The organism is Desertivirga xinjiangensis (assembly GCF_024436435.1).
Lineage (GTDB): Bacteria > Bacteroidota > Bacteroidia > Sphingobacteriales > Sphingobacteriaceae > Desertivirga > Desertivirga xinjiangensis.
On record NZ_JAFMZP010000003.1, the window covers coordinates 165,922 to 184,768 of the forward strand.

The 18,847-nt window shown below is 37.7% G+C and carries 17 protein-coding genes; 11 read left to right on the plus strand and 6 right to left on the minus strand.

Annotated features, from left to right (window positions below; translation table 11 throughout):
* Nucleotides 1-51: 51 nt before the first annotated feature.
* The gene (locus tag J3P37_RS23105; protein WP_369414063.1) at nt 52-195 is read right to left on the minus strand and encodes a DUF6728 family protein; all 144 of its coding nucleotides are present in this window, start codon (nt 193-195) and stop codon (nt 52-54) included.
* Nucleotides 196-262: 67 nt separating this feature from the next.
* Nucleotides 263-1,564: an OmpA family protein gene (locus tag J3P37_RS08945; protein ID WP_256010763.1), complete on the minus strand. Its 1,302-nt coding sequence runs from the start codon at nt 1,562-1,564 to the stop codon at nt 263-265.
* Between the two features lie 161 nt (nt 1,565-1,725).
* Between J3P37_RS08945 and J3P37_RS08950 the strand changes: the two genes are divergently transcribed.
* Nucleotides 1,726-3,015 carry an aminopeptidase P family protein gene (locus tag J3P37_RS08950; protein WP_256010764.1) on the plus strand — a complete coding sequence of 430 codons (1,290 nt, stop codon included), beginning with the start codon at nt 1,726-1,728 and terminating at the stop codon, nt 3,013-3,015.
* Nucleotides 3,016-3,039: 24 nt separating this feature from the next.
* On the opposite strand, the gene J3P37_RS08955 is transcribed toward J3P37_RS08950, so the two are convergent.
* The gene (locus tag J3P37_RS08955) at nt 3,040-4,032 is read right to left on the minus strand and encodes a glycosyltransferase (protein WP_256010765.1); all 993 of its coding nucleotides are present in this window, start codon (nt 4,030-4,032) and stop codon (nt 3,040-3,042) included.
* Nucleotides 4,033-4,175: 143 nt separating this feature from the next.
* Here J3P37_RS08955 and J3P37_RS08960 point away from each other — a divergent pair, with 143 nt between their 5' ends.
* Genes J3P37_RS08960 through J3P37_RS08975 form a run of 4 tightly spaced genes read left to right on the plus strand, consistent with a single transcriptional unit; the run spans nt 4,176 to nt 7,452 of the window.
* On the plus strand, nt 4,176-4,919 hold the full coding sequence (locus J3P37_RS08960) for a glycosyltransferase family 25 protein (RefSeq protein WP_256010766.1): 744 nt from the start codon (nt 4,176-4,178) through the stop codon (nt 4,917-4,919).
* A gap of 52 nt (nt 4,920-4,971) precedes the next feature.
* On the plus strand, nt 4,972-5,853 hold the full coding sequence (locus J3P37_RS08965) for a glycosyltransferase family 2 protein (protein WP_256010767.1): 882 nt from the start codon (nt 4,972-4,974) through the stop codon (nt 5,851-5,853).
* Nucleotides 5,850-6,650, plus strand: coding sequence for a glycosyltransferase family 2 protein (locus J3P37_RS08970; RefSeq protein ID WP_256010768.1), 801 nt, complete (start codon nt 5,850-5,852; stop codon nt 6,648-6,650). The genes J3P37_RS08965 and J3P37_RS08970 overlap by 4 nt, the downstream gene beginning before the upstream one ends.
* A gap of 1 nt (nt 6,651) precedes the next feature.
* The gene (locus J3P37_RS08975; protein ID WP_256010769.1) at nt 6,652-7,452 is read left to right on the plus strand and encodes a glycosyltransferase family 2 protein; all 801 of its coding nucleotides are present in this window, start codon (nt 6,652-6,654) and stop codon (nt 7,450-7,452) included.
* Here the strand turns inward: J3P37_RS08975 and J3P37_RS08980 are convergent.
* Nucleotides 7,439-8,554, minus strand: a complete 1,116-nt coding sequence (locus tag J3P37_RS08980) for a glycosyltransferase (protein WP_256010770.1) — start codon at nt 8,552-8,554, stop codon at nt 7,439-7,441. The two genes, J3P37_RS08975 and J3P37_RS08980, sit on opposite strands and share 14 nt — an antisense overlap.
* Before the next feature lie 45 nt (nt 8,555-8,599).
* Here J3P37_RS08980 and J3P37_RS08985 point away from each other — a divergent pair, with 45 nt between their 5' ends.
* The 6 genes from J3P37_RS08985 (at nt 8,600) to J3P37_RS09010 (ending at nt 15,556) form a co-directional block, all read left to right on the plus strand.
* Complete coding sequence (locus tag J3P37_RS08985; protein ID WP_256010771.1) at nt 8,600-9,352, plus strand: glycosyltransferase family 2 protein; 753 nt, start codon at nt 8,600-8,602, stop codon at nt 9,350-9,352.
* A gap of 62 nt (nt 9,353-9,414) precedes the next feature.
* On the plus strand, nt 9,415-11,235 hold the full coding sequence (locus J3P37_RS08990) for an ABC transporter ATP-binding protein (RefSeq protein ID WP_256010772.1): 1,821 nt from the start codon (nt 9,415-9,417) through the stop codon (nt 11,233-11,235).
* 19 nt (nt 11,236-11,254) lie between these two features.
* On the plus strand, nt 11,255-12,394 hold the full coding sequence (locus J3P37_RS08995; protein ID WP_256010773.1) for a glycosyltransferase family 9 protein: 1,140 nt from the start codon (nt 11,255-11,257) through the stop codon (nt 12,392-12,394).
* A 4-nt stretch (nt 12,395-12,398) separates the two neighbouring features.
* Entirely contained in the window at nt 12,399-13,553 is a 1,155-nt protein-coding gene (locus J3P37_RS09000; protein ID WP_256010774.1) for a glycosyltransferase, read from the plus strand.
* A 15-nt stretch (nt 13,554-13,568) separates the two neighbouring features.
* Nucleotides 13,569-14,714, plus strand: a complete 1,146-nt coding sequence (locus J3P37_RS09005; protein ID WP_256010775.1) for a glycosyltransferase family 2 protein — start codon at nt 13,569-13,571, stop codon at nt 14,712-14,714.
* 80 nt (nt 14,715-14,794) lie between these two features.
* Entirely contained in the window at nt 14,795-15,556 is a 762-nt protein-coding gene (locus tag J3P37_RS09010) for a hypothetical protein (protein WP_256010776.1), read from the plus strand.
* A 27-nt stretch (nt 15,557-15,583) separates the two neighbouring features.
* Here the strand turns inward: J3P37_RS09010 and J3P37_RS09015 are convergent, their stop codons facing one another.
* Entirely contained in the window at nt 15,584-17,707 is a 2,124-nt protein-coding gene (locus tag J3P37_RS09015) for a glycosyltransferase (protein ID WP_256010777.1), read from the minus strand.
* A 223-nt stretch (nt 17,708-17,930) separates the two neighbouring features.
* Nucleotides 17,931-18,830: a hypothetical protein gene (locus J3P37_RS09020; protein WP_256010778.1), complete on the minus strand. Its 900-nt coding sequence runs from the start codon at nt 18,828-18,830 to the stop codon at nt 17,931-17,933.
* Between the last annotated feature and the right edge of the window lie 17 nt (nt 18,831-18,847).

The window sequence follows — 18,847 nt, forward strand, 5'->3', positions numbered from 1 at the left end:
GACGCAAAAAACAAGTCCCGGTGTTATTTCAATTTTTGTGCTTGCAAACATTTACCTTTTCAAGACAAACCAATCGATTAATTTGTAAATCAGCCCTGCGAGAAACATAATAATAGCCGTAGCATTTATTATATGCATCACTTTTAAATTAAAACTCTCCGGGCGATTTGGATCTTTCTTCCTGAAAAAGTACATATACAAACATAAAAAAAGAGGGCTTCTTTTGAAAGCCCTCTTTCGATAATATGCTTAATATACTATATTATCTTTTGATTTCAACACGACGGTTTTGAACACGTCCTTCTTCTGTAGCATTAGAAGCGATTGGACGGCTTTCACCGTAAGCTTTTACACTGATACGGTTTGCATCAACACCAGAGTTAACCAAGTAAGTTTTTACAGAGTTAGCTCTATCGCGAGATAAGTTAACGTTGTAAGACTCAGTTCCTTCAGCAGATGCGTGACCATCTAAACCAATTTTAGCAGCAGAGTTAGCTCTTAAATCAGAAGCAACTTTGTCTAAAGCAGGGTAAGATGAGGTTTTAAGCACTGAGCTGTCAAATTCAAACTGGATGTTGCCGTAAGGATTTGCAGCAGAAGCTAATGAATCAGCGTTAGGGAACTTGATAGTACGACCAGAACCGTCAACAACTGCACCAGCAGCACTGTTAGGCTCTTTGTCAAACTTGTCAGAAACACCATCACCATCAGCATCAGCAGAAAGTTGATTTACTGTGTTTTCTAAAGTGCTTACGCGAGTTTTTAAAGCTTCAACTTCCTGACGTAAAGTAGGATCTTTTAATTCATCATACATTACAGCAATTGGGTTAGTGTAAAGCAAGCTAGGTTTAGCTTTATTACCCAAAGCAAACTCTAAACCAGCGTAACCATAAGACCATCTGTCTTTGTTAGAAGAACCATTATCAAATGCTCCGTCAAGGTCATCATTGTCTAGGAAGTTAGCAGTGTAACCTAAGTTTAAAGTAATAACGTTACTCAACTTGAAGTTAGCACCTACACCTACTGGAATGAATAATGCATCCTCGCCATCGTTTCCTGCAACCGGAATCCTTTGAGATTTAACATCGTAGCTAGCTATACCGGCACCGGCTTCACCATAGAAGTTAACATTTTTAGTTCTGCTTAAGAAACTAACGTTTCCAAAAGAAGCCACACCTTTTAAAGCGATTGCATAGTGCAATTCAGTTTGGAAACCTGTAGATGCTGCTCCGGGAGGATTCGAAACATCTGCATCACCATTTAATTTACCACGGTGGAAATCCAATTTAGCAGCAAAGCCATGAGTGAATTGTTTCTTAATGAATGCTCCATAACCGAAGTCCATTTCCCACTCATTGTAATCGTTAGATCCAAAAGGAATGATTGGAGCTAATACTCCGCCATTTACTCCAATTGACCATGTTCTGTACTGGCTACTACCACCAAATACCGTGGTGGTAGGGGCAGAAGTTGTTGCAGTTGCATCCTGAGCAGAAGCGGTGCTAACACCGGCTAATGCTAAAGCTGATACCGCAAAAACTTTCTTTAATGTAGAATAATTCATGCTGTGTTTTTTTTAAGGTTAAACAATTTTTAATTGTGTAATTTTTTACAAAAATAAATATAAGTTTGATTTTGCCAAATCATCCAAATATTGTTCCAATTTCTTCAGCATAAACAAGAATCGCAAAGAAAGGTTTTATAAATAACCAAAATCGTAATAGAATGAAATATCCGTTGATAGATAAAGAATTATTCGTTTTAAATCGCTTAAATTATATTAATAAACTGAAAGGCAACTCGATAGCGATATTTAACGCTAACGATGAATTCCCCAGAAGTGGCGATCAAAATTTTATTTTTAAACAAAACAGCGATTTATTTTATCTCTCAGGAATAGATCAGGAGCAAACAATTTTATTATTATACCCTGATTGTCCTAATCCCGCCTATAGAGAAGTCCTATTTTTAAGACAGACAAATGACCATACCGCCATATGGGAAGGACATAAATATACCAAAGACCAAGCTAGACTAACGTCCGGCATTCAAAATGTATACTGGCTTGGGGAATTTTGGAACATATTGCCCACAATAATTAACTATGCCGACAACATCTATCTGAATACCAATGAGAACGACCGGGCAGTGGGTGTGGTGAAATACCGCGATCTTAGATTTATAGAAGAGATGCGATACAAATATCCACTGCATAAATACGAACGATCCGCGCCAATATTGAGAATTCTTCGTTCAAAGAAATCACCAATTGAAATTGAGCTGACCCGAAAAGCATGCAGCATAACCAGAGACGCCTTTATTCGAATTCTAAAGTTCGTTAAGCCAGGTGTAAAAGAATATGAAATTGAGGCAGAGATCATTCATGAATTTATCCGGCAAGGCGCTACAGGTCATGCCTACAATCCCATTATAGCGTCCGGGAAAAATGCAAATATTTTACATTACAATGATAATAATCAGGTCTGTAAAAACGGAGAAGTTATCCTATTTGACTTTGCAGCCGAATATGCGAACTATAATGCAGACCTCAGCCGCTCTATTCCTGTTAACGGGCGCTTCACCCAAAGACAAAGAGATGTATATAATGCCGTATTAAGAGTGTTTAAAGAAGCAAAGAAAATGATTGTAGCAGGCACGATATGGAACGACTACCATGATGAGGTTGGAAAAATCATGGAGAGCGAGCTGATCGGTTTAGGTTTACTAGATAAACACGATGTATCTAAACAAAATCCCAAAATGCCTTTATATAAGAAGTATTTTATGCACGGCACATCTCATCACCTGGGAATAGACGTACATGACTTTGCAAGCCGCTATCAGCCTTTTGAAGCAGGCAACATCCTAACATGCGAACCTGGGATTTATATCCAGGAAGAAGGTTTAGGAATCAGGCTTGAAAACGACATATTAATAACTGCGGACGGAAATATTGACCTGATGGCTGATATTCCATTAGAACCCGAGGAGATTGAAGAAATAATGAATAGTTGAACACTAACCACGTTTTTTCACTTCCTACTTCACCCAGTCTAAAAACTTTACTGTTTGAACCTCTTTCAGACTGGGTGGATATTCGTTTAACATTTCGCCGGCTAAAACCTTTTCATAATTTTCAAGGTAGGACAACGCCATTTTTTTTGAATTGAACATCTCAACAGCATACTCATGGCATTTTTTACTAGAAAATGCTGCACTACTCTCTATCGCCTCCAATAATTTAGTCGCATTGTTGCTAAGGTAACCTACCTCAGCAGAAACAATTTCCGGTAAGGAACCATACGGAGTTCCAAAAACAGGGCAACCAAAATATAAGCTTTCTATAATGGCAAGCCCAAAAGGCTCGTGCCATCTTACGGGGAAAATTAAGCCTTTTGAGCGATTAAGTAATTCAAATTTCTGCTCTCCTCCAACCATGCCATAAAAGCGTACCCGGGGACTAAAAGTAAACCGCAGACCCATTTTGACATTAAACCTAACGCCGCCTAGAACATCCAGCTTTTCATTTTTGGTTCTTGTAATGACATCAATTGCACCCCGAACATTCTTCACCCGCCATGCTGCGTTACCCAAAAAATGAAACCTTTGCCTGTCAACAAAGAAATCTGGCTTTAAATAGTCACTCCAGTCAAGACCATTGTGCACAAACACCTCCGATCCAAACCTGTCAGCGTGGTTCTTTGAAATAAAAATGGTATTCCGGTCGAACATACTCTGATCATTCGTATTCCCATGCATGGTTATAACATACGGTTTAGTCATGCGACTCAGGTCACCCGGCGAAAAATTGAAATGAACAACATCTACATCTTCTGGGATCTGATAAGAAATCGCTTTCGCCGGATCGAAAGCTATTACCGGGGCGAAAGAGCAGGAAGAGCCTTTCCTGGCAAGGTAAGTAACTTTATGCCCAAGTTGTAGCAGCTCCTTCCCAAGATACCATATTACGCGCTCAGTACCACCATACAATGTCACAGGGATAATGCCAGGATAAACAATTAGAATATGCATCGAAAAATGTGAAACTCAAAACTACTAATTAGTTCTAATTACTGGTCGATTATCTCAAAGCCAATTTTACCACCTACCCGCATAATAAACATAATTGCCTCCTTGAACATAATTGCCTAATATTGGGGAAATTTTGTATAGGTATGAGTGTCAATTCAGAATTGGGAATAGATGATGTATATATCGTCCATGGAATTACCGGATATGAGGAAAGAGAGCAGTTCCTTAACAATCACTTGCGCAATTTGAACTTTGATTTTCAATTCGTAACAGAATCACTAGATAAAACACAAAACGAATTATGGATTAGACAGTACTTTATTTCAGATATCAGGGATGTTTTGACTAATGGACCGTTATTTTGTACTCTTGTGCACATTCTCTGTTATGAGATGATAGTAAAAGCAAATAAACCATACGCCATTATATTTGAGAACGATGTTTGTTTTTTGGGAGATTTTTCAAGAGACATAAGAAATATTATTAAAGAAGCTGATTCACTAGATGAAGGCTTTATCGTCTCGCTCGAGAACTCGACACTGAAATTTCCTTCCCTAAGAGAGACGAAAAAAAGCCGACACCTGTACCCCGCAAAGATGGGCAGATGCGCAGCCGCCTACCTTGTTGATCAACAGGCAGTTAAAAACATGCTTAATCGGCTAAAAGTGATAAAATGCGATAAAGTAATAGACTGGTGGCATAACGACCTGATTAATGAAGGAGTTATAAGAATGTATTGGGCTCACCCTCCGCTAATTGAACAAGGATCTTTCAACGGCAAATATACATCCTCTATCGCAAGTCGTTCTGATGGTCGAATAAGAAGTTTCCGCTGGCGATTTCAAAAATTCTACAAGCGGTATGTTCATCGACTGTTCAAATCCTAACAGCAAATTTGGGTATATTCTTTATGTGCAATACGATTAAATTCTATGTGAAATGAAAGTTGCCGGGTTCACGTTTATACGAAATGCTGTTAAAAATGACTATCCAATAGTTGAAGCAATTCGATCTATTCTTCCGTTATGCGATGAGGTCATCGTGGCTATAGGTAATTCAGAAGACGAAACCTTAACCTTAATAAAAAACATTAAATCTCCTAAGATCAAAATAATCGAAACAGTTTGGGATGAAACCATTCGTGAGGGAGGAAAGGTCTTTGCAGCCGAAACGGACAAAGCATTTTCAGCTATTTCACCCGATGCAGACTGGGCTTTTTATATTCAGGGAGATGAATGTGTCCACGAAAAATACTATCCCATTATAAAAAAGGAGATGGAAGATAATTTGGTCAATCCTAAAATAGAGGGCTTACTGTTTAAATACTTGCATTTCTATGGGTCATATAGTTACTATGGTAGTTCAAGACGTTGGTATAGAAGAGAGATAAGAATTATAAGAAATAACAAAAACATCCATTCATACAGAGATGCGCAAGGTTTCAGATGGTCGGGAAGAAAAATCAATGTAAAACTTATAGATGCCTATATTTATCATTATGGTTGGGTCAAGCCACCTGAGGGATTGAAAAACAAGGTTAGGAACTTCAATAAATTTTACCACGATGACGATTGGATCAATAAACATACGCCTGAGACGTATGAATTTGATTACAAAAACGCAGACAGACTAGTTCCGTTTAATCTCACTCATCCTGATATAATGAAAAAACGAATCGAGGCTGTCAACTGGAAGCTCGACATAGATTTGGACAAGCTGGAGAAAAAAATGTCGTTTAGACGGCGACTTTTACAAAAAATTGAGGACCTGACAGGCTGGAGAATAGGGGAATACAAGAACTACAAAATTGTGAAACGATGACAAAATTTACCAATTCCCTTGTAATTTCGACTTATAACTGGCCTGAAGCTCTAGAACTTTGCTTAAAAAGTCTCTTAGCTCAAACCAAGCTCCCGGATGAAGTTTTAATTGCTGATGATGGTTCTTCATTAGCCACTAAAGACGTAGTTGAAAAATATAAAGTTCTTTTCCCAGTTGCAGTACATCATATCTGGCATGAAGACAATGGGTTTCAATTGGCTAAAATTAGAAATAAGGCTATTGCTGCTGCTAAAGGAGAGTATGTTATACAAATTGACGGCGATCAGATATTGCACAAAAAATTCATTCAGGACCACCTCCGCTTCGCAAAGCCGTGCACTTTTGTCAGGGCAAGCAGGGCATACATGAACAAGCGGCTTTCTGAACAATTATTAAAAAACAAGACCACGAATGTTTCATGTTTTAATAAAGGCCTAAGTAACGTATTAAGTGCAGTACACGTACAGTTTTTATGGCCCTTATTTGAATACAAGTATAAAGCCAAAGAGGTTATTGAAATACACGGTAGTAATATGGCTTTTTGGAGAGCAGATGCAATCAGGGTTAATGGATACAATGAAACTTTTGAAGGCTGGGGACCGGAAGATAAGGAATTTATAGTCAGGCTGATGCACTCCGGGATACAGAAACGATTCCTAAAATTAGGAGCAATAGCTTTCCATATCTATCATGCCGAAAGCTCACGAAATAATCTTAGCAAAAATGAGTTCATATTGCAGGAGGCTGTTTTAACAAAAAAGAAATTTTGCGAATCTGGTATTAATCAATATTTATAAAATGGGTTTAACATCCTCGTTATTAATATCAACATACAATTGGCCAACGGCTTTGGAACTTGTTTTAAAAAGCGTCCTCCTCCAGAGCAAGTTACCAAACGAGGTTATTATTGCCGACGACGGATCTACAGAGGATACTAAAATCTTAATAAACAGATACAAAAGCCTGCTTCCTATACCGCTGCACCATGTCTGGCATCCCGATAAAGGATTTCGGAAGACGATTATCATGAACAAAGCGATTAATGTCGCCTCTGGGGATTATATTATACAAATAGATGGCGACATCATACTTCACCCGCACTTTATAAGTGACCATTTAAAAAACGCTGAGCATAACTACTTTATCAAAGGCAGTCGGGCTATGTTAAACATGGAATTCACACAAAAACTAATTAAATCCGGAAATGTCAACATCAATCCGTTGGGAAGTGGGGTTCGATCTAAAATAAATGGCACATATCTGCCTCGCCTTAGTTCTCTGTTTTATGGCAGTACTAAAAAAACCAATGACTTAAGAGGTTGCAATTTCGCCTTTTGGAAGAAAGACTTTATTAAAGTGAATGGATATAATAACAACCTAATAGGTTGGGGGCATGAAGACATAGAATTAGCTGCCCGAATGGTGAATTCTGGTTTAAAAAGAAAGCAATTGAAGTTATCCGCAGTCTGTTTCCACTTATATCATAAAATCAACTCAAGAAAAAGACAGGATACTAATTACATGATCTACAAGAATGTTGTGCACAACAAGATCTCAGTTTGCACCAATGGTTACCGGCAAACGCTTATGAAGACTTAGTAGTCACATAAGTAATTACACATGCAATCACGATAAATGAAAGCTTAATGATCTTCCATTTGTTTAAACGGAATGGAGAAGGATTGATTTTATTAAAACTCACGTCTAATCGTTTTGCAAAATAACCGAACTTTCCACTTGAAAGGACCCCCCATAAATACCCTGCTTCATAACAGTTCTTATGCCACAGCATAAACCATATAAGTGGCAGTGAAAACCTTTTCGCGAGAAAGACCGAACGTATAGTATTTGTGAAAAACTCTGCACTCAAAACAATTGAGAAGACCCACCACCAGGCAATATTGCTTGCATTAATAGCTAAACTGGCAACATACACAAGAACTATTGTTAATGTAGTTTCGGAAGTAGAAAAAAAGTCACTATAGGAATATCCCCGTATATGTGGCAAATGTATTATATCACTTATTCCCAGTCCGTATTTAAACATCCTTTTGGTTTGTACTTTACCGTTGTCCCACCATGGATGCGTCACAATTGCATCCGGGACTGATATATATTTTTGATTATTCTCAACACTGTTTCTAAATAAAAATTCGATATCCTCGCCACCATTAACAAGTTCCGGAACAAATCTTCTGTGGCCAAGACGTTTACGGTTTAAAATTACGTCCGCGGTAGGAGGAACAGGTTGCTCGTTAACATAAAGAGCTAACAAAGGCTTGGCCACAATTCCATTCAAGACTAATGACTCTGTAGCTGAATTAAATGGTGGCGGAAACTTGGTTACACCTCCAAAGCCAATGCAATCCGGATGCTGAAGGATTTTATTCGCAAAGGCAATCAAAAGGTTCGGTTCAGGTACAATGTCATCGTCCAACAACAATATCCAATTTCCATTACCCTCATCAATACCGAGGTTCCTTGTTCTAGAAAAGCCTAAATTAACCTTATTAACTATAAAAATTACACCTAACGACTCAATTAATTTTTCAAATGCCTTCGAGACCCTGACACTGGGATTATCGGCAATCAGGTAAAATTTAATATCAAACCCCTCAGGTTTTGGTAATAAAAAAATCTTACTAAGTATCTCTTCATCTAATCGGTAGGATGGAATAACGACGTCTAAACTTTCTTGCATGGTTCAGCCGCAAAATAAGTAAATTTGCAGCTAATTCAATAATACATGCCCCTGATTCAAAAAGGAGACGCTGTAGTTAGAAAAGCACCTCCTTTGATAAGTATAATAATTGTTACGTATAATGCATCTGCATTCCTAAAAGATTGCTTGGATTCTGTTGAAAAACTGTCTTCTGTGGATTTTGAATTGTTGATTTTTGACGGCCAAAGTCAGGATAACACAGTTTCCATAATTAAAGAGTACGATAAAATAGTAAACTACTGGCAATCCGAACCGGATAAAGGAATCTACGATGCCATGAATAAGGCTGTCGGCAAAGCGCGTGGCAGGTGGTTCTTTTTTCTGGGAGCCGATGATCAACTGCTTCCGGGCTTTTCTGAAATGACTTCAAAGCTTAAAAACGATCGAACGCTATATTATGGAGATTGTAACACAACTGAAGGACTTTGTGGCTCTGAATACTCTGCATATAAGCTAGCAAAAAGAAATTTATGCCAGCAAGCCATCTTCTATCCAAAAGTAGTATTTGAGAAATATAAGTTTAACCTCAGATACCCTGTCTTTGCAGACTATCTCTTAAATATACAATGCTGGGGCGATGAGAGTTTATACAGGCAGTATGAACCAATCGCTGTATCTTTCTATAATTTAAACGGCTTCTCTTCGAAGCAAAACGAGGATCCATTTAAGCTAGAAAAAGCATTACATATAAAAAAGCATTTAAGTTGGTTTGTGTACATCAGATACCTCATCCGGAGATCCAAAGAGGCAAAGAAGACCGGCAGTAATTTTTTCTAAGCCCAAGATAACCTGTTAATTTTGACAGCAGGTGTGCAATCCTTTCAGTAACTTTGCCCTGAATGAAGACTTATTTTCGACTATTATCTTTTGCTAAACCTATTGAAAAGTTCGCTATACCGTACATCGTGACAACGCTACTCGCAGTTGTATTTAATACGCTAAATCTCGCACTGCTTGTGCCTCTTTTAACTTTTCTTTTTAATACAACAGCGGCAGGAACTGTTTACGAGAAACCCGAAAGCATGTGGAACATGATGGCTAATTTCAACTATTATTCCCAGGAAATTAACAAGGAGTATGGTACTTATGGAGCCCTTCAGTTTATCTGTGTGGTTATAATTTTGTCTGTTTTGCTTAGTAATCTTTTCAAATATATTTCTCAGCGGATAATGGAAAACCTACGAATTCACACCCTTTTAAACATTAGAAGAACCGTTTTCGATAATGTGATGAATATGCACCTTGGTTTTTTTAATAACGAGCGGAAAGGAGATATTCTGTCGAAGATAACTAACGATGTTCAGGTTGTCCAGTTTACTGTGACAGGAACTCTTCAGGTGATTTTCAGAGAGCCGTTTCAATTAATTGCGTATCTGATTACTTTGTTTAGCATTTCTTATAAATTAACATTCGTTTCGGTATTATTTATACCTATATCGGCAATTTTTATTGCTCGGTTGGTCAAGAGCCTAAAAAACCAGGCCTTTGGCTCTCAAGCGTCATTCGGAACAATGGTAAGTAACCTCGAAGAAGCCCTCACCGGTATAAAAATAATTAAAGCATTTAATGCTACGCAGTTTGTTAAGCAGAAGTTCAGCAACGAGAACGAAAACTTTTCTGAAATTGGCCGTCAAATGGCTAAAAAACAACAGCTAGCCTCTCCTATCTCGGAGTTCTTAGGCGTTTTAATGGTTACTTTCATCGTTTTGTATGGAGGGAATTTAGTTCTATCTGGAAGTTCAGAGCTTACCGCACCAGCCTTTATCGCATATATAGGGATTTTTTCGCAGTTAACTCGCCCTGCAAAGGCACTGTCCGATTCTTTTACGGGAATAAATCTGGGTCTGGCTGCTGGAGACAGGATACTCGAACTAATCGATATGAAGCCAGCGATTCAAGATTCGAAAAATGGGGTGGATGTTACCGGCTTCAGAGATTCGATCCGTTTAGAGGAGGTGACATTTAGTTATGGAGAAAAAGTTATTCTAAACAATATCTCCCTGAAAATTCCAAGAGGAAAAACCGTCGCCTTAGTCGGTCCATCCGGAGGAGGAAAATCTACATTAATGGATCTTATCCCTCGCTTTATCGAGCCTGCACAAGGCAGGGTTTTATTCGATGACACAGATATCAGATTGATAAAAATGGATTCTTTAAGAGCGCAGCTAGGTTTTGTAAACCAGGAATCTATTTTATTTAATGATACGATCTTTAACAATATTGCTTTTGGTAAAACTAACGCAACCCAAGAGCAGGTTGAAGCCGCAGCTAAGATTGCTAATGCCCACGAATTTATTGTTAATACAGATAATGGTTATCAGACTAATATAGGAGACCGTGGTGTTAAACTATCCGGAGGACAAAAACAACGACTTAGTATTGCCCGCGCTGTTTTAAAGAATCCGCCGATTATGCTGCTAGACGAAGCAACCTCCGCTTTAGATACCGAATCAGAGAAACTTGTGCAGGACGCCCTTAACCAGCTAATGAAAAACCGCACGACCCTGGTTATAGCACACCGTTTAAGCACCATACAAAATGCCGATATCATTGTGGTCCTTGAATCGGGAAAAATTGTTGAACAGGGAAATCATCAGGAACTATTGTCTCGAAATGGACTCTATAAACGTTTAGTAGAAATGCAGACTTTCAGTGAATAGCTTAACAATCGCAAGTAGAATGCATAAACCGAACAGAAATAAATTCCGGATAACTAGGTTTATCATACTTAAGGCCTCACGGTTTGTAAAATTCGTTTCAAAATTTAGAACTTCGGAAAAGAGGATCCTGGTAATCAAAATAGACGCGATTGGCGATTATATCTTATTTAGAAACTATTTAGAGGTTCTGAAAGAATCCGAAAAATATAAAGGATATGAAATAGACCTTATCGGGAACATTCATTGGAAAGATCTAGCGTTAACCTACGACAGCGGATTCCTTGCCAAGACGTGGTTTATAGATGAGGAGCCTTTATATTATCAACCCACAAATTTGATTAAGCTTGCCAGCTCGCTTTTTAAGAGAAAATACAAAATAGTTATTCAATCGACATACTCAAGAACGCTTATGGGAAACGGGCTTTCTATACTTGCTTCGGGAAAAGAAACGATTGCCTATTCCAGCAGCCATGAGCATCATCCAAAATACAAGAACAAAACCGATAAATTTTATTCTACTTTGATTGAAAGACCTTCGCATGTTAATCATGAAATGGACCGAAACCATTTTTTTTTCGAAAAAATCCTTGAACGAAAACTTCCTGTCCTTACTCCCCATATTCCGGTAAGACAGAAGGAGAGAAATAAAATAATAATATTTGCAGGATCAAACGATATTAGAAGGAACTGGGAAAAAGAAAAATTTCTTGAAATTATCCAAAGAATATTACTACAAACCAATGAACATATCCAGTTAGCTGGAGGCCCTAATGATATACAAACTGCGAATTTTATTCAAAAAAAGATTCCTGCGACCGGAAGAGTTATAAACCTTACAGGTAAAACCAGCCTTCCTGAACTGACAGAACTGATAGCCAGTGCAAAACTTGTGATCTCAAACGACACAAGCGCTGTACATATCGCGTCAGCAACGCAGACACCCGTCATTTGTATTCAGGGAGGAGGCCATTTCAATCGATTTACTCCCTATCCATCATATCATAATTTCAAACCGATTTGCGTCTACAAAGAACTGCCCTGTTATCATTGTAATTGGAAATGCTCATTTATCAAATCTGACACCGAAACTTTTCCATGTATACAGCAAGTATCTGTTGATCGGGTATGGGCCGAAATAGTTAAACAAATTCAAAGCTAGTGTTGTGAAAAAAATATTATACTTCTTTCCACTAAATCCGATAACTCAGGATGCTGGGTGTAAAACAAGGGCACTCAGGCTTCTAGAATACTTTAAAAACAGGGCATTCGTTACAGATTTTGTCGGATTGGAGTATTGGGATACATGGTCAATGGAAAATTTAAATCAATTGCGAGATAGCAGCCTGATAAATAAATTGATCCTAATACCTTCTCCGCCGGTTAAAAAAGGACTCAGTCGTCTTTTGAAAAAAAAAAAAACAAAAGACATCTTTGACAAACGATTGAAAGTCAAAGGGGCTTTGCCAAATTTTACAACATCTCATGTCAGAAAATCATTTGATGAAATATTAAAGAATAGTCACTATGATTTTATAATTATTAGTTATGCATACTGGGCCGACTTGATTTACGAAAACTCCTTCTTAAACAATGCTAAGACAATCATCGACACTCATGATTTGCTAACGTCACAGATTCAAAATCAGGAAGGAATCAACCTTGGAAAGTCTTTCCAAGAAGAGTTCAGACGACTTGATCTTTTTGATGAGATCTGGGCAATCTCCATAGATGAACAATATTTGTTTAGCCAATTTGTTAAAAAGAAAGTCAGACTTGTGCCGATTACTTTTGATGCTCCTCAAATTGACGAGACTATTGTTCCAGATTTTGACCTTTTGTATGTTGCCAGCGATAATGAGAATAATATAAAATCGATCAATTGGTTTGTTACAGAGGTTTACCCAAAGCTACCAAAAGGTATAAAAATTTGTGTTATTGGCAAAGTAACATTATATATAGACAATCTATCAGGAGTAGTCAAGATTCCTTTTGCACAAAACCTTGCAACGTTTTATCAAAGGTCAAAGATTGCTCTTTGCCCAATGTTAGCAGGCACTGGGGTTAAAATTAAAGTTGTTGAAGCATTCTCCTTCGGCTTGCCCGTAGTATGTACCACACGGGGTATTGACGGGCTTCCTAACAAAATAAACAACGGATGTTTAGTCAGTGATGATCCCGATGAATTCGCACTTAATATAGTCAAACTAATCAATGACAATACACTGTACTCCAAACAAAAAGCTCTGGCGAGAGAAATGTTCAACCTGGCATTTGATTCGGAAGTATGTCTAAAATTACTGGACTCTTCTTTCATTTAATTTCAGAATTCAACGATGAAAATATATTCATGGATCGATAAAAAAAATCTAAGAGTTTGCAAAAAAATTAATATAAAGTATTTACTTGAAAGTGACAATAATATTGCTTATGCTTTAAATAGACTCTTTTATCCTCTTTATTTAAAAAGATTAGGACTTGTAATATTAAGTGTGGCGTTATTTAAACGGGGAACCTTTAAATCACTTATATCAATAGTATTAGGCAATTCTTCATCACTAGGGTCTTGCCAGGATTCTTCCGTAAAGTATAGTGTACTAAAGGAATTTTTGTGGAATTTATTTGGGTACGGTTATTTTACTCCGAACGGTTTACTACCAATTCTGAACAACGTGGACCTTCTTAAAAAACGGTTACGGCTCGAATTATCTTCCCGACCTCTAGTATCAATAATAATTCCCGTTTATAATCAGCTAAGTTACACTTACAATTGTCTGCTAGCCCTGTCTAATAACCTGCCTAAAAATATTCCTTATGAAATAATCTTAGTCGATGACTGCTCCACTGATGAGTCTTATTCTTTTTTTTCGAACAACGTAATAGGCATACGGTATATAAGAAATGAAAAAAACCAGGGTTTTTTATTGAACTGTAACCAAGCAGCGGAAAAATCTAAAGGTAGTTACCTCTGTTTTTTAAATAATGATACTCAAATCAAAAAAGGATGGATCGAAGCTCTATTAAACTATCTTGAATCAAATCCATCGGCTGGATTGGTGGGAAGCAAGTTAATTTTCCCGTGTGGCCTGCTCCAGGAAGCTGGTGGCATCGTTTACAAAAATGGAGCGACAGGCAGGCATGGCAGTTTGGAGCTCACAAGCCTTAAATCTTTTAATCAACTAAAGAAAGTGGATTACATAACAGGTGCCAGTATTGTACTCAGAAAAGCTGATTTTAGCGCATTGGGAGGTTTTGACACTAGATACATCCCAGCCTATTATGAAGACACCGATTTATGTATGGCAATTCGGTATAAATTAAAAAAGGATGTCATTTATGTCCCAACGTCAGAAGTAATCCATTTCGAAGGCATGTCTTCAAAAAAAGATCATATTAATCAAATTATACTAACAAATAGAAATCAATTTATTCTAAAATGGAAATCAGAACTAACATTATGCACTCCCAAACAAGACGGGTGAGGGTCGGCTAAGCAGTCTATCTGTATCATTTCGTTTAAGAAAACGTATTATTATATTTGATTTCAACTACCCGATAGAATATGGTTATAATATATAGGATTAGCGACGCCGGATATGCCAAGGTCAAGCCGCGATACATCAATAACAAGAACTGCCTCAAGAATGCTTTTAGGCATTTCGATCCAGACAAGGGGGATCATAAATGGATTATAATTGCCGACAATGTAAGTGCAAAAACGGAAAAAATGATAAAAGACATCGTGGCCCAATCTGCCATTTATCATTCAGCTTCAATTGGAAATGGAGCTGGAACGTTTAATATAGCCCTGGATTATGCTTTAGATTTTCCCGAAGATGAAATAGTGTATTTTCTGGAAAATGATTATCTCCATAAGGATGGGGCATCCTCTGCTTTGTTAGAAGGCATCAATTTAAATGTTGACTATGTGTCCCTTTATGATCACCCGGACAAATATATGGCTGGTTTCAACCCATATGTGGAAGGTGGTTCAGAAGAAACCCGGGTTATGCTTAGCAAATCGTGCCACTGGAAGATTACAAACTCAACTACAATGACTTTCGCGTCAACGGTTAAAACATTGAAAGAAGATCAACAAATACTCCGCGAATTCACCAATGGCACTCACCCCTTTGACTTTGATATGTTCCTAACTTTAAAGAATAAAGGAAGAAAGCTCATTACACCATTACCCTCTTATTCAACACATGGAGAAACACTCTTTCTAGCCCCATTAGTTGATTGGGAAATTCAAAGTTTCGAACTATCAGAAAGTCGTCTTGGTAATCTGGCTAGAAGCTGGGTGCGGAAATTGGGATTCTAGGGTCTTAAATAATAAAAAGGGGTGTGGTTAGCTCGCCCCTTTTACAGATTCTAAAATCTTCCGAAGATCTTCCTTAATCACTTCTGGCGAAAACTTATAAATAGAATCGTAAGACGCATTTGCTAAATTATACCAAAGTGTTTCGTTATCATAAAGGCGTAAAATCTGGTTTGCAAACGCGATTTTATCGTCTGCAATCAGTACATCTTTATCATTGGTTAAATCCATTCCCTCTACACCAATACTCGTAGAGACAACAGGCAATCCAAATTCCATGCTTTGCCCGATTTTCCCCTTCATGCCTGCACCGTATCTCAATGGCGACACAAACACCCGGCTTGTTATAAAGTACTCAGATACATCTTCAATATAACCAGGAACAATTACATCATCGTTAGCTAATGCCAAAACGTCGATAGTTGGTTTACTTCCTAACAAATACACCTTTAATGTAGGCTTTTCTCGCCAAACTATTGGCATGATTTCATTCACTAACCATAAGACCGCATCTATATTGGGAGGATGAGTATAACCTCCGATAAAAAGTAAACCAGATCGCATACTATAGGCATTTCGGTTGCCAAATCCACGTGGGTAATGAATATTGGGAACAACTGCTGTATTTTTTATCCCATACGATCTCAGTATTTCGGCCTCTACCTTCGTTACAGTTAACGTAATATCAGCCCGTTGTGCAACTCGAAGTTCCAATTGCCTCATTTCTTCGGCTTTATGCAATAAGGGTTCATTTTGAAGTAACTCCGCCTCACGTTGCATCCGAATATGATGCAAATCAAGAGTATCATATATTAATCTTATATGCTTAAAGGAGGAGAGCTTATCTTGAAACGTGTCATTCAGGTCAGGTCGGGCTAGCCAAACATACTCCAAACATTCTATAATATCAGATTGATATTCTCCCTTATAGAGTAAAGCACAAAAATCATTCGAAACTTCAATGCCCTCTTTAAGAAGCGCGGAGTAGTAAGGCTCTCTGATATCAACGTTTGGTGGGGCAAAGATAATATGAAATTTGAGGGACTTTAGAATACGCATTATTCGAGTAATTCTAAGCGATCCGGAGTCCCTATCAAAAGTAGGTAGAAGCTCTATTATCAATATAGATGGCGGCAACAGCCTTCTTGCTGCACAATCAACATCCCCATTTTCGTAGTGTTGTCTTAGTTCTATATGCCATTTTTCATAGAACTTTTGCCGGTTAATTTCCTGGTAAAATTTGACAGTGCCAGGTACAACTTCTTTCCCGGAAGTTATACCCTCATAATGTAAAACTTGCGAAAATGGTTGATAAACAACTTTTTTCCCGAGGATGTTTCGTACAGACATACAGAAGTCGGTATCTTCATAATATGCTGGCTTAAATCTCTCGTCGAAAAATCCTAACTTTATAAAGTCAACCTTCCTAAACAAAATACTTGCACCAGAGCAATAATCAACTTCTCTTATATAATTATATTTTTCCTTTTCAGGCGAATCCATTCGACCGTAATTGGCACCACTTGCGTCGCTAAATACGATTCCTCCGGCCTCTTGAAGATATCCATTCGGGTAGATAAGCTTACTGCCTACGCAACCTACTTCGGGGTCCTTCTCGATAACCTCAAGCAAAGATTCAAGCCACCTTTTTCGCACCTGAGTATCATTATTCAATAAACAAATATACGTTCCCTTGGCTCGACTGACGGCTTCATTACATGAAAGTAAAAATCCCTGATTACTTACATTCCTAATATAGCGAATTCCTTCTGTCCGACTTTTAAAAAAATCAGATGTACAATCAGTGCTACAATCATCGATCACAATGACTTCAAAAGGAATTGCATTTGATACATTTTCCCTGATTGACAATAAACAGTTAAAAGTATAGGACAAATTATTATACACCGGAACAATAATGGACACCAATGGGTTCTCAGAAGTACCCAGACAAATATCCCGGCGCATAATCTCCCGAATACTCAAGGCATCATATAGTTCACGAAAATATAGGAACCGAAATCCAAAGAGTTGCCGAAAAAACTCCTTGAACTTATTGTTATCTTCAGCAAAACGTTGATTTATGTAAAACGGGTAGTATTGTTTAAGGAGTAACTGTGATATGCTTTTGAAAACAGATTTTTTAAAAAGCAAGATATTCAACAAAATTATCAGCAGCCTTTTAAAATATAACTTAAAAAAAGAAGGGTGGAAATAATATGAGTTTCCTCGGCCTTGCTGCAGACCCTGCAAATACTTGGTATTTATCTTAGAACAAATTCTCTTATTCCGTTTTTCTAAACTCTTGGACAAACTCATTTATGCAATACGAAAAAAATCAATCGAAAATTACATCTCAAAACTCAATTGGCGGACTCTATTTAATTCGAAAACTCCAAAACTTTGTAGAAAAATTATCTTTACTACCTTTTTTAGACGTTTCAGGCTTATTCTCAGATAAAGGATCAATTCGCGGCTCAGTCACAGGGTTGTGGTAGGTTTGCTTCAATAATTCAATCAAATCCTCAATTGATCTTTGCTTGAACAACTCTAACTTTGGCCAGCTGACCTGATCAAGGGGGTGAAAGTTCCTTACATAAACATAGTTATGGTCATCAATTGCGTCCCATAAATTATAATAGCTTTCCGTATTGAAATCATCTTTATGCCCCCAATTATTCAGTTTAGCCTTAATTTCAGCGCTACGGCGAGCCCAGCTTTGATGAACTACCCTATCATCCCAAAAAACTTGTTTCAGTCCTGAGCTATATCGTGCATATGTATAAACGGGACTATTTGTTATAAAAGGTAAATAGTCCGCAGCCTCTGATACAATAATGAATCCGTCTTCCGTTTGCTTATACATTGGAATCACTTTGCAGTTGATAGAGACTGGCTCACCAGGTTCATAATTGTTCAGTTTGCGCAATAGCTCGGGAAAGTCAACAAAATATTCATCCGAATCGATCTGCATAAACCAATCACAGTCCCCCATCCTTGCAGACAGCATTTGTCTTTCCCTTGTATCCAGTTCAATGACAGGGACATTTTCGATATAAAAATCATCTTCGTAAATGACGATTTTTTTTTCAATGTCCAGTTGATCAAGCCAGGACCAAAACGTATCGCTTATGGTAAATATTTCGCCAGACCAGGTTCTTCTTTTCAAATCTAAACAAAGAAATATTTCTTCTATATATGGATATACAATTGGAAGTGATGTCTTAAGGTATTCGTAATCATAGGAGACCAAAAAACCTGCTTTGATTTTTTTCATGCGAGAGTTTGTAATTT

Excerpts from the sequence above, each read along its gene's own strand:
- J3P37_RS23105 (WP_369414063.1), bottom strand. The coding sequence starts at position 195 with ATGTACTTTTTCAGGAAGAAAGATCCAAATCGCCCGGAGAGTTTTAAT.
- J3P37_RS08945 (WP_256010763.1), bottom strand. The coding sequence starts at position 1,564 with ATGAATTATTCTACATTAAAGAAAGTTTTTGCGGTATCAGCTTTAGCA.
- J3P37_RS08950 (WP_256010764.1), top strand. The coding sequence starts at position 1,726 with ATGAAATATCCGTTGATAGATAAAGAATTATTCGTTTTAAATCGCTTA.
- J3P37_RS08955 (WP_256010765.1), bottom strand. The coding sequence starts at position 4,032 with ATGCATATTCTAATTGTTTATCCTGGCATTATCCCTGTGACATTGTAT.
- J3P37_RS08960 (WP_256010766.1), top strand. The coding sequence starts at position 4,176 with ATGAGTGTCAATTCAGAATTGGGAATAGATGATGTATATATCGTCCAT.
- J3P37_RS08965 (WP_256010767.1), top strand. The coding sequence starts at position 4,972 with ATGAAAGTTGCCGGGTTCACGTTTATACGAAATGCTGTTAAAAATGAC.
- J3P37_RS08970 (WP_256010768.1), top strand. The coding sequence starts at position 5,850 with ATGACAAAATTTACCAATTCCCTTGTAATTTCGACTTATAACTGGCCT.
- J3P37_RS08975 (WP_256010769.1), top strand. The coding sequence starts at position 6,652 with ATGGGTTTAACATCCTCGTTATTAATATCAACATACAATTGGCCAACG.
- J3P37_RS08980 (WP_256010770.1), bottom strand. The coding sequence starts at position 8,554 with ATGCAAGAAAGTTTAGACGTCGTTATTCCATCCTACCGATTAGATGAA.
- J3P37_RS08985 (WP_256010771.1), top strand. The coding sequence starts at position 8,600 with ATGCCCCTGATTCAAAAAGGAGACGCTGTAGTTAGAAAAGCACCTCCT.
- J3P37_RS08990 (WP_256010772.1), top strand. The coding sequence starts at position 9,415 with ATGAAGACTTATTTTCGACTATTATCTTTTGCTAAACCTATTGAAAAG.
- J3P37_RS08995 (WP_256010773.1), top strand. The coding sequence starts at position 11,255 with ATGCATAAACCGAACAGAAATAAATTCCGGATAACTAGGTTTATCATA.
- J3P37_RS09005 (WP_256010775.1), top strand. The coding sequence starts at position 13,569 with ATGAAAATATATTCATGGATCGATAAAAAAAATCTAAGAGTTTGCAAA.
- J3P37_RS09010 (WP_256010776.1), top strand. The coding sequence starts at position 14,795 with ATGGTTATAATATATAGGATTAGCGACGCCGGATATGCCAAGGTCAAG.
- J3P37_RS09020 (WP_256010778.1), bottom strand. The coding sequence starts at position 18,830 with ATGAAAAAAATCAAAGCAGGTTTTTTGGTCTCCTATGATTACGAATAC.